The organism is Oceanobacillus sojae (genome assembly GCF_900162665.1).
GTDB lineage: Bacteria > Bacillota > Bacilli > Bacillales > Amphibacillaceae > Oceanobacillus > Oceanobacillus sojae_A.
Window position 1 is genome coordinate 790,311 of record NZ_LT727812.1, and the last position, 15,047, is coordinate 805,357.

General features: G+C 39.3%; 18 protein-coding genes. 3 read left to right on the forward strand and 15 right to left on the reverse strand.

Translation table 11 applies throughout. The features are described from left to right. Positions 1-50 precede the first annotated feature (50 nt). A complete protein-coding gene (locus tag BN1068_RS14645) occupies positions 51-362 on the forward strand; it encodes a hypothetical protein (RefSeq protein WP_077603592.1) in 312 nt (103 codons plus the stop codon). A gap of 72 nt (positions 363-434) precedes the next feature. On the opposite strand, the gene BN1068_RS14650 is transcribed toward BN1068_RS14645, so the two are convergent. From BN1068_RS14650 to cidR, 9 genes are all read right to left on the reverse strand, one after another. Further along, positions 435-944, reverse strand: coding sequence for a YolC/YozM family protein (locus BN1068_RS14650; protein ID WP_077603593.1), 510 nt, complete (start codon positions 942-944; stop codon positions 435-437). Positions 945-981: 37 nt separating this feature from the next. Continuing rightward, positions 982-1,845, reverse strand: coding sequence for a phosphotransferase (locus tag BN1068_RS14655; protein ID WP_077603594.1), 864 nt, complete (start codon positions 1,843-1,845; stop codon positions 982-984). Between the two features lie 32 nt (positions 1,846-1,877). After that, entirely contained in the window at positions 1,878-2,792 is a 915-nt protein-coding gene (locus tag BN1068_RS14660; protein WP_254846781.1) for a serine hydrolase domain-containing protein, read from the reverse strand. A gap of 32 nt (positions 2,793-2,824) precedes the next feature. Beyond that, a complete protein-coding gene (locus BN1068_RS14665) occupies positions 2,825-3,223 on the reverse strand; it encodes a GNAT family N-acetyltransferase (protein ID WP_139344844.1) in 399 nt (132 codons plus the stop codon). 11 nt (positions 3,224-3,234) lie between these two features. Then, positions 3,235-3,750: a hypothetical protein gene (locus BN1068_RS14670; protein WP_077603596.1), complete on the reverse strand. Its 516-nt coding sequence runs from the start codon at positions 3,748-3,750 to the stop codon at positions 3,235-3,237. 458 nt (positions 3,751-4,208) lie between these two features. Then, the gene (locus BN1068_RS14675; protein WP_077603597.1) at positions 4,209-4,856 is read right to left on the reverse strand and encodes an SDR family oxidoreductase; all 648 of its coding nucleotides are present in this window, start codon (positions 4,854-4,856) and stop codon (positions 4,209-4,211) included. 194 nt (positions 4,857-5,050) lie between these two features. After that, on the reverse strand, positions 5,051-5,413 hold the full coding sequence (locus BN1068_RS14680; protein WP_077603598.1) for a hypothetical protein: 363 nt from the start codon (positions 5,411-5,413) through the stop codon (positions 5,051-5,053). Next, on the reverse strand, positions 5,394-5,942 hold the full coding sequence (locus BN1068_RS14685) for an acyl-CoA thioesterase (RefSeq protein WP_077603599.1): 549 nt from the start codon (positions 5,940-5,942) through the stop codon (positions 5,394-5,396). The genes BN1068_RS14680 and BN1068_RS14685 overlap by 20 nt, the downstream gene beginning before the upstream one ends. A gap of 131 nt (positions 5,943-6,073) precedes the next feature. Beyond that, positions 6,074-6,973: a cidABC operon transcriptional activator CidR gene (gene cidR, locus BN1068_RS14690; protein ID WP_077603600.1), complete on the reverse strand. Its 900-nt coding sequence runs from the start codon at positions 6,971-6,973 to the stop codon at positions 6,074-6,076. 753 nt (positions 6,974-7,726) lie between these two features. Here cidR and BN1068_RS14695 point away from each other — a divergent pair. Continuing rightward, positions 7,727-8,320: a hypothetical protein gene (locus BN1068_RS14695; protein ID WP_077603601.1), complete on the forward strand. Its 594-nt coding sequence runs from the start codon at positions 7,727-7,729 to the stop codon at positions 8,318-8,320. Between the two features lie 137 nt (positions 8,321-8,457). Continuing rightward, positions 8,458-8,856 (forward strand): hypothetical protein, encoded by a 399-nt coding sequence (locus BN1068_RS14700; RefSeq protein ID WP_077603602.1) that lies wholly within the window; start codon positions 8,458-8,460, stop codon positions 8,854-8,856. Positions 8,857-8,938: 82 nt separating this feature from the next. Here BN1068_RS14700 and BN1068_RS14705 read toward each other — a convergent pair whose 3' ends face one another. From BN1068_RS14705 to BN1068_RS14730, 6 genes are read right to left on the reverse strand one after another with little or no spacing between them, the layout of a single operon-like run. Next, positions 8,939-9,832, reverse strand: coding sequence for a peptidoglycan recognition protein family protein (locus tag BN1068_RS14705; RefSeq protein WP_077603603.1), 894 nt, complete (start codon positions 9,830-9,832; stop codon positions 8,939-8,941). A 1-nt stretch (position 9,833) separates the two neighbouring features. Then, positions 9,834-10,121 carry a phage holin gene (locus BN1068_RS14710; RefSeq protein WP_077603604.1) on the reverse strand — a complete coding sequence of 96 codons (288 nt, stop codon included), beginning with the start codon at positions 10,119-10,121 and terminating at the stop codon, positions 9,834-9,836. A gap of 19 nt (positions 10,122-10,140) precedes the next feature. After that, entirely contained in the window at positions 10,141-10,461 is a 321-nt protein-coding gene (locus BN1068_RS14715; protein WP_077603605.1) for a hypothetical protein, read from the reverse strand. 36 nt (positions 10,462-10,497) lie between these two features. Then, the gene (locus BN1068_RS14720; RefSeq protein ID WP_077603606.1) at positions 10,498-10,755 is read right to left on the reverse strand and encodes a hypothetical protein; all 258 of its coding nucleotides are present in this window, start codon (positions 10,753-10,755) and stop codon (positions 10,498-10,500) included. Continuing rightward, positions 10,745-11,194 (reverse strand): hypothetical protein, encoded by a 450-nt coding sequence (locus BN1068_RS14725; RefSeq protein ID WP_077603607.1) that lies wholly within the window; start codon positions 11,192-11,194, stop codon positions 10,745-10,747. The genes BN1068_RS14720 and BN1068_RS14725 overlap by 11 nt, the downstream gene beginning before the upstream one ends. Further along, the gene (locus tag BN1068_RS14730) at positions 11,191-15,042 is read right to left on the reverse strand and encodes a phage tail spike protein (protein ID WP_077603608.1); all 3,852 of its coding nucleotides are present in this window, start codon (positions 15,040-15,042) and stop codon (positions 11,191-11,193) included. Before BN1068_RS14730 ends, BN1068_RS14725 begins: the two co-directional genes overlap by 4 nt. Positions 15,043-15,047: the final 5 nt, after the last annotated feature.

The window sequence follows — 15,047 nt, forward strand, 5'->3', positions numbered from 1 at the left end:
GTACTCTAATTTAATAAGAAGCAAATAATATTATTTAAACAGGTGAAAGAATGAATAAAACGAGGAATTTTTTTCTTATATTTGGTTACATCTTGCTTTTCCTTATTACTTCAACTATTTGGGCAGAAGCTTTTTCACGTCCATTACATCCCTCACCCGAGGATGGGCCGCTTCCTATTGGTATTTTACATAAAATAGGATTGAGAACATCCTATGCACTTTTAATAAGTACAATCTGTTTTATCCTGTCTACTGTATTAACTGCAAAAAGAATGAACAGCTTTATCATGTTTATGTCGATTTCAGGCATGTTTCTATCCACATCAGGTGTTGTAGGCGTCCTTCTATTCGGAGCTTTTTAGCAGATAACAATATAGAGCCAGCTTCCTTTGCTTCAGAAGCTGACTCTTATCATGAAATCTCTGTATTTCTTTTTAATCTTCTTCATAAATCTCAACATCCAGGAAATCCTCCATCATCTTATTTAACGCTTCTGCGCTCACATCAGCATCATCAGATAGATGTAATTTAATATCTAATTTAGAATCATCATTAAATTCAACATCAATATTTTTAAGATTATGTTCATCCAGGTAATCTAAAATCATATCCTCCATATCTATTTTTAACCTTTCAGTTCTTTGCTCTTCATCTGAGGTCTGTTTAATTTCCAGTTCATACTTCTCCAACAAGCCATGATTATCTAATCTTTGTGTAATATCTTCCTGAAATTCATGATAATCCTCTGTATCATCAATCTCAAAATATAACCAGTCATCGTCACCTGTATAAGCATATATTAAATAATTTTCAGATGCATACTCGATAATTTCCAATACTATCTCAGATTCATCTTTTTCCTTTGTAAAGAATTTCCCGGCTGCAAAGATTGCTATTAAAATAGCAAAAATACCAATAGATAAAAATATTGTTTTCTTATTCATGCTTTTCCCTCTCATAACGTCATTATTAAAGCTAATACTATTGATGCAATAGCAGCCGTTTTTCAGCTTCTTTTAATGTATCTAGCCATAATTTCACATATTTCTTTTGCATCAAGGAATCTTTTACATCTAACCAGTTTTTAATTTCTCTGGATGCTATAAGTAAAGCATCTCTGTATAGTTCCATGAGACCCCAACAGCTGTCTAATTTATCAAATTGTGATAAGCGTTGCACAGGACAACCTGAAAATAACAAGAATAATGCAGTATCATAAGTGTCAGGACGTAAACCAGCCCACTCCCAGTCAATTATATAATATTGGTTCCGATTTTTTATTATATTTGTCGGGATAAGATCTCCGTGACTGAAAACAAGCTTCGCACTTTGATTCAGGGTACCGATTAAATGTTCTGTACTTCTTCTCGTTTCTGCATCTAATTCTTTATAGATCATTTTAAAATATCCTTCAGCCTTGCTGTCTCTGTTTAAAACGCTGACATTTTCAGGGTATTCTTTTAGCTTGCTAATATTTTTAATTTCTTTTAGTACATTTTTTGAATCTATATCCTTTTGCATCGTAAAATCATTTCTGTTTGCAGCTAATGTGCTCCCCGTAATTTTTTCTAAGATAAGAACGATATACCTTTCATTTTGAAAGTAATCTACTAATTTAGGGATTTGCAGAATATCGGAACTCAGAAACTTATACATTTCTATTTCATTTAATAACGAAATGTAGAATGCTTTTTCTTTAGCTGTGCCAACCTTTATAAAATACTTTTCTGTTAAAAGGAATGCACGCTGCTTACTTTTTAGTTTGCTTTCTAAAGCCTTTATCTCCAGCTTATTTATATAAGTATGAATCCCGGGTATCTCAGATAGTTTATTAGATATATTCAATTTATGGGCCTCCTGATCTATAACCAGTCTTATTACAAATTAGTACTAGCATATGGCAACAAATACTTCTTAAAATACTCTATCGGCCTTGATGAACCATCGGTAAAATCACTTGTAAAAACAGCTGTTAATTTATAACTTGGAACAACAAAGATGTACTGTCCATTTTTGCCGAGAGCAAAAAAAGTTTCAGGTATAGGAAACTCTTGATCATTCCCTGTTAAAACCCACCAGTGATAACCATATGAAAATGTATTATCTATTTTAACACTGGCAGCAGTAGATTCCTCAACCCAATCACTTGGCATAATTTGTTTTGATTTCCATCGACCATTGTTCATATACAATATCCCTATTTTTAATAAATCCTCTGTTTTCATATTCAAGCCAAAGCCGCCAATTGCTATTCCCTGTGAATCACGGTTCCATCTATATTGGCTTATACCCAACGGCATAAATAAATGCTTTTGCGCAAAGGATACGGTATCTAAACCAGTTGCTTTTTGTAAAATAGCACTTATTAATTGGGAAGAGCCGCAGCTATATACCCTCTCTTCTCCTGGCTTATATTGAACCTGCTGGCTCAGGACAAATTTAACCCAATTTTTACTCGGTATCATCGCTGGATTGCCTGGCCAATGAAGCCCTGAAGTCATTGTTAATAAATGCTTGATCGTAATTTCATCGCCAGCTGGTGCCTTCCTGCTGTCTGGAAAATATGTAGTAATCGGCGTATGCACATGTGGTATATAACCTTTATCAATTGCAATACCGACAAGAGCAGATAAGATGCTTTTCGTAACAGAATATATCTTATGCTGCCTTTCCTTCATTTTATTATTTCGATAATACTCAAATACAAGCTTGTCATCATGCTGGATGAGACAGCTGTCAATTTTATCTTTTGTCACTTCTTTTTCAAAATTCCTCATAAGACTTTCGCTCATGTTGAAGTCCTCCTAAAATTGGTATTTATTTATTATAAATCGATCCAATATCTTCTCTCTTCTTTCATAATTTCAAAGCCAAGAGACCTGTAAAGTGTTAATGCTGATTCATTCTCCGTTTCAACGAGAAGCTGCACCTCACCCAGATTGCAGCTTTTTAAATAGTAGAGACCCTCTATTATCAGCTGACTGGCAAGACCATGATTTCTCCACCTTGGAGTAACGAACACATTCTCAATGGTCCCTATATCCTCCTTTTTTTCCTTCCAAGCCATGATACTGCCAATTATCTCGTTGTTACAAAAAGCAGTAACTGCTTTCCAAAATGGATTACTTTTATACTCAAGCAATTTTTCGAAACTGGTTGGATCATCCGTCCAGATTTCCTGCTCTGCCTGCAAATACGCTAATTCCTCCGCTCTAGTTTCCATATACCAATGCTTCACGGAGACACCTGGAATTTTAAAGTTGATTGCGGAACCAGGTTATCCAATTTACAGCGCATCCAATACAGACTTTTGAAATGCTCAAAGCCCGTGGATTTCAGATAAGCATTTTCTTTTGCTTCTGATGCAAAGTTTCCGGCGCATAATTTTACAGGAAATAGAGAAGGGAGTTTCTCTTTCTTTAATTTTGCTTTTTCAAGAATTTTTTTGTAAAGAAGCTTCCTCAGGTCATTATCATCTTCCCATTTCGAGTGCAATTTCATATTAAAAAATATTAAATGACTTGCATTGGTGGAATGATCTGCCGGAATAATATTAATTGTTTCTATCTGTGCTTTTGCAATCATTAAATCCTTATAAAAAAAACAGCAGACATTCTCCCAATTATTCTCCGGGCCAGGCCACCAATAGATAATGTCTGAATGGTGCTCCATCAAATTTTTATATAATTGAATTGCAGCTGGTTTGTCTTCAGCTTGATAGCTTCTAATTATATAACCGCTTTGCATCATGCATTCCTCACCAACTTATTAGTTTTACACTATATTTTCACAAAACCAAATAATTACTTACTTGTAATTACATCAGCTGTTTAAAATAATTTATTATTTCATTATCCCTTTTTAATCGATACTCTTTAGATATTCATCTCTTTCTTCCGGGGTCCTTTTAATATCTCCTGTATCAAATCTTTTCCAAACAACATTATCCAATTGTTCTATTTACTAAACAATTGGATTTACACGAAATCTATATAATCCAATATTACCATAATACTTTATACTTTTATTGTAAATTTCTGAAATTACAACGATTTTAGTATAGAAAAAAAGACATTATTTCAATGCATCAAGGACTGAATTGCTTTTTTCTCTCAGCAAAGATTATTAGGAATTGCCGCGAGTATATATTCGCCTTAAATCTGTTCATAAAAAAATCGGGCGTGCGTCTGCCCGATTTTTCTTCATTATTACACTGACTGTATTGCTTCCTCAACAGGTATTTGTCCACCTACTGCCCGAAATCGTTTGCCGATGGTTGTATCATTTTTCAAGCTCGTATAAATTACTTTAGCAATATCTTCCCGGGGCACTTCTCCCCGCTCCACAGTGGCTCCAAGATTTACTTGATTCGTACCAGGATCATTCGTCAACATGCCTGGATGAACGATGGTATAGTCTAAATCAGTGTTTAACAGCCACTCATCTGCATAATGTTTTGCTACGACATAAGGAGCAAACGATTCAGGAGCCGCTTGAATAGCTTCGCGGCTGGTATCAAACGAACTAACCATGATAAAACGTTTGACATTCGCTTTTTCTGCTGCCTGAATGGTCTTTACAGCACCGTCCAAATCAATCATTAGGGTTTTATCCTTGCCAGTTTTAGGACCAGATCCGGCTGTAAATACAACCGCATCTACTCCTTCTGCCGCTTTAGCAATTGCATCGACTTCATCCTCTAAGTTAACAATGGCCGTTTCAGCACCCAGATCCTTAAAATAATCGGCTTGTTCCTGCTTACGGATAAGTGCACGGGCCTGATCTCCATTTTCCTTAATCAATTTGACCAGATGCTTCCCTATTTGTCCATTTGCTCCAACTACTAAGATATTCAATACCCTCACCCTTTCATTTTGACTTCTTCTGTTTATTGTAAAGCTTTGAACTGAAGATGTTAAATAATTGGATTGTGTAAGAGAACAGCTTGGATAATCCTGGCTCAAGTCTTCAGGTTAATAGGACTTTCTTTTGTTCCTAATTATTAAGCAGGGCTTATCCTCATGTTATGCAAGAGGATAAGCCCTGTCCGCTATTTAATAATCGTGTTAACTTGAATAAGCTCTGGCTTCGCTCCAAGTACTAACAGAAATACTTGTGAATAGGAGACTTGTTCCAGATGCTGGAGTACAGCTAGCAATTCCTCAAAATCCTTTTGTTCTTTTAATAAATTTACTTCTTTTTGATAAAGCTGTAAAACAGATTCCCGAATAAATGGCGGTCTGGCTGCCTCTTCTTCTGCTGTCAGCAGCTCCCCTAAATATTTATAAGGTATCTGTAGCTGTCTGGTCAGACTCACCAGATGCTGCAAATGCTCATACAATTCTTTGTAATTGCGTTGAAGCCGGTCAAGTTCTTCCTCTATTAGATATAAACTATTTAGATCCACAAACATAGATATCTCCTCTTTCCCATGGTTTTTCTAAACCAATAATTTGTGTCAGCTCTTTACTGTGCTCTCTTCTTTTTCGACGCATCGCTGCCCGCTTCTCACCAGATTCATATAAGAATTTTTCCTCTGCTGATTCTGGTACAATGCTTGCTACTTTTATAGCCTTCTTATTCATGTCCAAGGCTACAAAGGTAAGAAAAGCTGTTGCAGCTATTTTTCTTTCTCCTGTCATCATATCCTCAGCAATCACCTTACAAAAAATTTCCATCGATGTATTACCCGTATAGGAAACAAATGATTCGATACATACTGAATCAGATTGACGGATTGGATGGAGAAAATCAATCGAATCAGTAGATGCTGTCACGCATTCCTTGACTCTGGCATGTCTTCTGGCAGATAATGTGGCATTATTATCCAACTTCTTCATCAATACACCTCCAAAGAGGGTATTGTAATTATTTAAATCATTAATTAGTACCTGATCTGTACTAACTACTCTGCTTTCGTTCGGGTGTTTAAAACTATTCATATTACGTGCGTTCCCTTCCTTAATAAGATTGCTTTATTTTTGCTCTTTATTTATCTTAAAGGCTATCGCTCCATAATAAAAATAGTTATTTGTCATTTAACATATAGATGAAATCTATGAAAACGCCATATCTAATTTATATTTCCACGCAGGAACATCAATTGCTCCTGCATAAACTTCAGCCACTCTTTTGTAACATAAGAGATATAGCTGTTCTTCTTCCAGATAATTGCTAATTGCCATAAAATCGAAGGATCCTCAATTTCCACACTGACAACATCTTCTTTCAGCATATCAATAATACTTTCCGGCAGGATACTTACTCCGAGACTTGCACTAATCATCTGTTCGATAAAGTTCCATTGAGAGCTCTCTGCAACCACATCAGGAATAAAACCGGCAGTCTTACACGCTTCAGTTATACGATCATTTAAGATAAAGTCTTCACTAAATAAAATAAAATGATCTTCCTTTAATTCAATAAGCTTTATTCTTTCTCTCCCGGCAAATTTATGAGAACGCGGAATTACCAGCTTTAACTGCTCCTCAAGCAAAAAGAATTGATGAAAGGTTTCCGTATCTGTCGGCAGTACCGTAATACCGACATCAACCTCATCATTAATGATACTTTCCTCAATTCTTTTACTGCCATTTTCTAATAATTCAAAGCTGATATCTGGATAACTCTCATGAAACTCTCCAAGGGCATGAATAAACAGCCTCACATTCATAATCGGAGGTAACCCTATTTTAATATGCCCCTGCCTGATACCAAGCAAATTATTCATTTCTGTCGGGAGATTTTCATATAACCTGACAATTTCTTTTGCTTGCTGCAAAAATGCTTTACCTGCATCCGTAAGAACCATTTGCCGTTTATGGCGATCAAATAGTTCCACTCCTAATTCTGCTTCCAAATCCCGTAAAAGCTTACTAATCGTGGGCTGTGAAATAAACAGCTTTTCTGCTGCTTTCGTCATACTGCCCGTTTTGACGATTTCTATAAAATAAATCATATGTTTGATCTCCATCGTTTTCCCTCTTTCCTAAGCAAGATAGTTACTTTAAGTTTATCATTTAAAAGTACAACATAACCATACATGAATATTACACACAGTAATTGCATTTATCTGGAGGAAGTGTTTCTACTTCTTTTGAAGAGACTATCCCTTGTGATATCCCTTTTACAATGATTAGAATAAAATTATAAGCATTATAAAGAAACAGGTTCTAAAGAAGCTTTATGCTGATTTAAAGTGTGTTAACTATTCCATCGACTTATGCTGAATAAAGGAATAGGCACTAAATTTGTATCAAGGAAAATCTCTCCCCTATTATCCCCTTAAATTTTCTCGGAAAACAAAAAAACTCATAAACGTTGTTATATCAACGTTTATGAGTTAAATGAATTGCTATTATCTTGTGTTATTGTAACCTTAGAATACCGGTGGTCGGGGTCGAACCGACACGTCCCAGAGGACACGGGATTTTGAGTCCCGCCAAAGTACCTCGAAGTGCTTAAGCGTATATTCCATGCGGATAGCAGATGATTCAACTTCGCTAAACTCCTAACCGCTTCACAAGACCGTACATATTCACGACTATAGCGCCTAGTTACATTATAACATTGGCGAAAATACTCCGTCAATTACGTTCGGATTTCGTCCAATTCCCTCCGTAATCTCTTCGAAATATGTACGAAATAATTATGTAAAATTCCCCGGCAATATGGTACGCTATATTTAACGTAAAATTTAACAAAAATGCTAAAGGAGTTCGATCGGATGGCGAAAGAGAAAAAGAAGCTAACCCCTACTCGAATTATTATCGGGTCAGCTATATGGGTTATCGCAATTGCATTCATCATTATTAACGTAAATAATTCGGACAGTAAAAAGGAAGATAGTACCGCAGAGGAGTCCGTAAGTACAGGCGAATCAGCTTCCGGAGATCAGGAAGCAAATGCCGAAGAGGAGGAGTCCGAAGAGCCTGCATCGGTTCAGATTGACTTAGGCGATGATTCCACGTTCCAGTTCGGAGACTTTTCGTTTGAATTAGAAGAAGCGGAAATAACCGAGAAAGATGGCGGAGCTGTACTTAAGCTTGATACGCTTTACACTAACGACAGTTTTCCGGATGAAACCTCGTTTATGCAAGCCGCTATCTTCTACGTAAAACAAGGTGAAGAGGATCTCGACGAAGTTACCGGAGTTATGTCCGACCCAAACAGTGATTATTATTACAAAAACGATACAGGAATTTGGGTTCCTATCGAGTTCGAATTCGAACTAAAAAATCTCGAAGATAATATCACTATTAATGTCGAACCAATGAACGAGCATGAGGGCGTATCAGTTTATACAATATCGCTTAACTAATTTCAAGCGCTAATCTTAACGGATTGGCGTTTTTTTTATTCGGAATAAATTGCCATCATATTCTCGTTGTTATTTTCGAATGTTTTACGTATACTAATAATACGAACGTATATTCTATATAGAAAGGAATGACGAATATGGGAACGTTTAATATTACGAACTTCACACCTGAACAATTTGGATATAAAGACAGAGGTATTATGAAATGGCAAGGTATGATTCTTGCTGATCAGACGGACGCCTTAAAACGGATAGATAGCGAGATTACAGAAATCGCAGGAAAAGAAGAAATGTCGGAGATAGAATTATCTCAAATACTCCATAACGCTTTTGTGTCGGAATCCCCTCTTTTGATTCAAGCGAATGTTATCCGAAATGGAAGCTATTATCGGGACTTGGAATGCAAGGTTGCTGGGTACTCTAACGGAAGAATTCACTTGCGCTTAAAGGACGGAAGAAAAACGAGCTGTAGGCTCGAAGAAATCCGAAACGTGGAGTATATGGAACCGTTAGCTTGGTACGATAAAAAGGCATGAAAAAGACGCTCGTAATTGAGCGCCTTAATGAGCGGAAATGAGAGTATCCGCCTTATACCGTATATTATTATATCAGTACGTGTCAAAAAGTACCAGCATTTAGTCTACGCTGCATCTCTTTAACGACGGTACTCGGACGACTTAACACACCATCCTGCGGAGTACCTAAATATCGCTGCAACGCTCGTACTGTCTCCGGACCGAGTACGCCGTCATCTCTAACGCCGACTTTCCGTTGTAACGCTCTAACAACGACACTTCCTCCGCCATCAAAACGTGCCGTGTTTCCGTATAGAGCATTCGTTACAGAGTTTCGGTTCTGTCCGCTAAGGATTCCGTCAATTGGTGTGTTGAGCGCTTTTTGTAACGCTCTTGTGGTCGAATTCCCCCACTTTCCGTCTACGTCAAGAGACACGCCATTTGAAGGCGAAGATTTAGTGATCTGTTCAGATCCTGTTTGAGTTTCCTTAGGCTTAGACACTTTAACGCCCTTCACCATATTAAGAAAGTCGCTCCAGGTAATTCCGTCCTTTCCTGCTCGGATTTGTGCCGGACAGTTTTTCGGATACCAGTCGTGGTGTTGCCGTACCTTATCGACTGACAACCCGTGTTTGTCGAGTAAATAACGAACTAATTCCGCCCCATTCTCGACTGCTTTACGATAATTACCGTCGCTGTTAATACAGATTTCCACGGCGATAGACTGCGTATTACCCGGACCTTTGCCGTCGGAACTATGCCAGCATTGCGCTGTATCTTCGAAGGATTGGTACACCTCTTTATCATCAACGGAATAATGCCAAGATGCCGCTCTACTGTTTCCGTTCGACTGTAATTTAGCGTGCATCTTAGCGTTTGCTCCGCGAGAGGTGTTGCCGGTTTGGTGTACGGTAATATAATTTACCGGATTCTTTCCGCCGTAAGTTACTTTACTCTCGATAGCTTTCGAAACTATTTGCCGTTTTATTTTAACCATCTTATCTCCGTCCTTTCTGCGCCTTTTTAAGCGCTTTCTTTTTCGCTTTTTTAGCTTTCATTTCTTCGTCCGCCTGCTTCGCTTCTTTGGTTAGCGAGTTGTTCTTCCAATAAGCAGCACCCATCGCTATGAAATTAAAAACGACCGTTATAACCGTTTCGACGTCCTCTTCGGTAAAAGGTAGAACGTCGTAGCCCGCTAACTGCAAAGCGCTATTTAATAACGCCAATACTAATAAGCCCCCTCGAATGAGCGCGCCTTTAGAAATCCCTTTAAATTTTTCGAACATGTTTTTCTTGCTCCTTTCTTTAATCGACTCCGTAAAACTTCGCAATAATCGGAAGGGTCGCAACCATTACAGTTACGACTAATCCGAGTAACCAACGGGTACGCACCTTCTCTTCTCGCTCACGTTCGTCGATGCGCTGATCTGCCCGCTTTGCAATCCGCAAAGCTTCGTACGCTTTATCCTCGGCGATGTCCGCCTTGTCAAGCGCTTTTTCCGCTCGCTTGTTCAACGATTCTAGTAGCTGCGTTTGGTGCGTCTGATTGGCGTCAATTCGCACGAGCCACTCTCGGACTTCTGCGTAGCTTCTATCGCCCCTTGCGTCCTCCTTTTGATCGGACATAATAATCCTCCTAATTTACGCCATAAAAAATAACGCTTATTCAGCGTTTTCTTCCTGTTCTCTGGCTGTCAATCGCTCCAGCACTTTATCCTTAATTAATTGCGGCAGCTCCCCATTCATCCCAGCTTGGAAATAGTCCATCATCGGCACGATAATCGCACCATCAATATTGAGTCGTTCCCTGTCATCGCCTTCAATCGGTGAATTACCTCGAAAACTGACTAATCTAACCCGCTCTCCGTCCCGTTCAATGTTGCGTGAGCCGGTTTCCTTAAATTCATAATTACTCATCATCCTTATCCTCTCCTTCTGTATTTTCTTCCTCTGCATTTTCAAATGCTTCTGCAAGTATGAAATGAGCCTCCGCCTGTTGGCCGGATAACTCTTTATCAAAGTCATTTACTAACTTCTCGACTGTCTTCAATGCTGATTCAAGGTTCTTGTCATCCAGCACAAACTCCTCTTCAAACAACGCCTTATGCGCTTCATTGAATTCTTTCTTTTCTTTGATTATTGGTTGGCCATTATCAAGGAAGATAATCTCCCCATCATCGTCCGACTTGGCGTAGTCTTTAAGAAGCGTAACTTCTTCCTCTTTCACCTCCTTGTCCTTATCTGCAATCGCCTTAACAACCCGCATCCGATGTACGTTTTTCTTTCCCTTTACGGATACCGTATTTTTTAGAAAATCAGCTACGTTTCTCAAATCTTTATTCTGTAGTTTAATTGTCATGCTGCACTCTCCTCTAATTGTTTAATTCTTTCACCCTGTTCAATCACTTTATCTTCCAGTTTGGTTACTTTGTTTTTCAACGCTTGATACTCGATTCGTTGCCAGTTAATTTCTTCTTCCAGTTTCCAATCCAGTTCCTGGACTGCTTTGATGGTCGGAGCAATAAGTTGTTCATATTGCATTCCGTACATGCCATCCTCGCCAATACGAAGTATCTCATAATCGTTAATATCTACGTTGTGTTTTTCAAGCACGCTTCTGAAATCCTGCGCCACAACGCCAAACTGCTTAGACCGTTTTTCTTTATTATCTCCTATTGGTTTTAATCGGAATGTCACTGTTTCAATATCTTTTATAAAATCTAATCCAAGTATATTATCATTAATATCCTCTTTTAGACGTTTATCGGATGGTGTTTGCAAACTGGATTGAGAATAAATATAAGCCCATCTATGATAAGACGTTCCCAAATCGTAATACAATTCTCCGCCAAACTGTGGTCTAAATGCTGGATTCCTGTCGGATTTAACAGTGTTCTCCATAACGTACCCCAACCTACTACCGCTGTGGGGGTAATTAAACAGGATGTTGTCACCGGCAAAATTATCAGCATAGACTGTATGAAATCTTGCTCCGGCTAATCCTAAGTTATAAGCATACGATGCTGTGTTATATCCATACAAAGAACGATATCTATTGCCGTTCCATTTATTTTCAAAAATCCATCCCCCTCCTGAAAACTGAGGGTCTTCATTTAACCATAGATTATTGGATACAATGTTCGTCATTACGCCATCTGCGTTGTTCTCTACCCAGCCACTGTGGATACGAATTCCGTTAAACGAACTGTCGTTTGCGTTTAATTGGTTATCACTGACCCCCATTGCCACAAATGGTCTACCATCTCCTCGTAAAGAGTTACCAAATAATAACCCTGAATATACGCTTCGATTTGTGTAGTATAGCCAGTTGCCACTATCCGTAAAATTAATCATAGCACCATTACCAAGCGTAAACTCTGCGTTATTTCGCATTTCAAATGTGCCACGGTTTAAATTGAAATCGAAATTGTTGTTACTGCTACGTATGATTCCAGCAGTCACTGTACCGAGATTAGCACTAATAGCTGATAAGCTCGCCGCATTAACCTTGTCCGCATTGATACTGGCTATCTTTGCATTTGTGACAGCTAAATCGTCAATCTGTGCCGTACCGATGATGGCACGACCCAACTTAGCGCGCTCTATTGAACCATCGGCTATATGAGCGTTTTGTATAATCCCATCGTCAATAAGCGTTAGACCGTCTAAATGGATAAGGCTACCTTTTAAACGCAGTCCTTCTTGGGATAAGTTAATCTGCGCCACTATACCGTCTACATCGACTTTTAAATCGATTTCATCTGCCAGCTGCCTTATATCCGATTCAGCAATTGACATACGTTGGTCTACATCTTCAAATGCCGGTTGCCAATCAGTTGCCATCGTTCCGCGCTCTAATTGCACATTTGCGACAGCTATCCATGTATTACCGGACCCCGTTGCAGTCGTACCGATCATAATTGCACTAGTTACTGATGTGTCTAACGCGTACTGGAAGGTTACCTCGTATTTATAGATGGTCTTAGTGTAGCCAAATACATCAGCACGAGCGATTTCAGTCCGTTTAATGTCGGTTAGCCTTGGAGCGAATAATCCATCCACCAATACACCAGAATAGTTAAAGTTTGAATTGGAAAAGTCGCTAGTTACACCTATCCAAGATAGCGTGTAGTATTGGTCTTTTTCCAAGTAGTAATCGTAAGCTGTCCTTATCCGCACAAAACTTCCCGGAGTTGCTTCAGAAACACGTGCATACGCAAAATCATAATCTCCGAAACGTTGACGGTTTAACGCAGAAACAACTCCCCAGTATATCCACTTATCAACGTTATCCGCTTTACTAAAATCTGTGTAACGTAATAAGTTACGCCCGCCAATACGAATGTTCCTAACTGTACTACTAATCTCATCGTACCGCAGATTCACTTGAGCCATATCGTATTCATAGCTACTCGTAAAATCATCAAATATACCTTGCTCGACTTTTGTGCTTAGTGATCCGTTAATGTCATCTATTTCTTGAGTGATAGTTGTAAATTTATCCCCATACTCACCAAAGATAATCTCTAATTCATCCCTGACAGTGCCGATTTCCTCATCGGTATATTCCCGGGCTTGCTGATTAATTAAGTCCCTCGCTTCCTCGGCTATCTGGTCAAAGTCAACGCCATTTTCACCGATAATATCGCTAATCCTATGAAGTTCTCGCATTCTTTCAGCAAGTTCTGGACCCCACATGATATCCTCTGTCAATACCCTGTGAGTTGCCGTTCGGACCTGCACGCTCCAATCAGACGGTCGTCCATGATAGTTGACTGCCCTCACTCGGTAGTACCAGACTTCATCTGTACCGACAGTGTGGCTAAAGGCACTGACATCACCGCGCCATAATAGATGCTGTGCATCTGGAACAAAGTCCTCTGTGCGTGATCCGTAGACCTCGTAATGCTTGATGAACATTTCGTCGGCATACTGCCAATAGAGTTGAATGACTTCCATACCACCATAAGCTTCCAAGTTAACAGGTGTTGAAGGCTTTCGGTCTGGATAACTGCCTTCAGTAATTTGTTGTTTAGGGGGATTATTTTTTATATCCTCTATTTTCTTATTAAGGTCGTTAAAATCGTCTCCTAAATCTAAATACTGCCCCATTTCCACAACCATTGTGCCTTCAATATCCATTAGGTCGTATTCCATGGCGATAATGCGGGCTTGTATCTCGATTGGTCGCGCAAATTTACGGTCAATGGCTTGGCATGTATCTCCTAAGCTGACTTTTTCGTCAAATAAATCGACCTCTAAGCGATAGTTAACTTCAGGCTTTTTCGCCTGTTGCAACGCTTCCCATGTCGCATATAAGAGTAAGCCTTCGTCTTCGTAATCTTGATTACTAAAGATGCCGAAGCGATGTTTTTCTCCGCCCTCATATCCGTAGGCGTCTAACGCTTCCGGGTCACCTACCCATTTTTGCCCTTTTGGTTTGTCGACGGGGTCACCATTCGATACTTTCCACTCTACATCCGCAAAGTCGATGTAACGCGTATAGCCTCCAGTGTGTTCGCCATCTTCGTCCTCAACCTCAAGGCTCGAACCTCTTCCGTAGAGAGCCGTTTTAGGATATGACAAAACGGTACGCCCTATCTCCGTCGTATTGTTGTCGATTTCGAAGCGTTGTCCATGCTCGCTCCCGTGTCGTTGAATAAGCTTAATGTAACAGCCTTTAATTTCGTTAGTTTCTTCGTCAAAATCAACTACATCCTTAAATTCGCCTCCCCAAACGTCAAGGACTTTCCAAACTGCTTCTGTACTCGTTAAGTAGTAAAAGCTGGATGTTGCGTTCCCTAGTTCGGATTCAACGGAAGGTTTCCAGCGCGTACCTTGAAGCGCAGCCTCTAAAGCTCTAGTCGCAGGTTGTTCGGAGAAACGTCTTTCTTCTATTATATTGTCGTTCAGCTCGGCGATAGAAACCGGCTCACATGTAGCGAGAGTAATCGGACCATATAAGTCGTTACTGTCGTCAACTTCACGAATAACCATTAAGCGCCAATCCCCTTCATGGTCGCGAAAGATTACTTTGTTTTCTTCTTTTACGTATGCTGCGGTAGGGTTATCGGCTTCAACCGAAAAAATAAAGGGTTCGTCGGGGATTCCGTTAATTTCGATGCGGTAATGCGTGTCGATAAGTCCGGTTTCTTCAGATAGTACCGTAAGGGGTTGTTCGTCTTGACTAAAAATATATAATTCCATAAGTT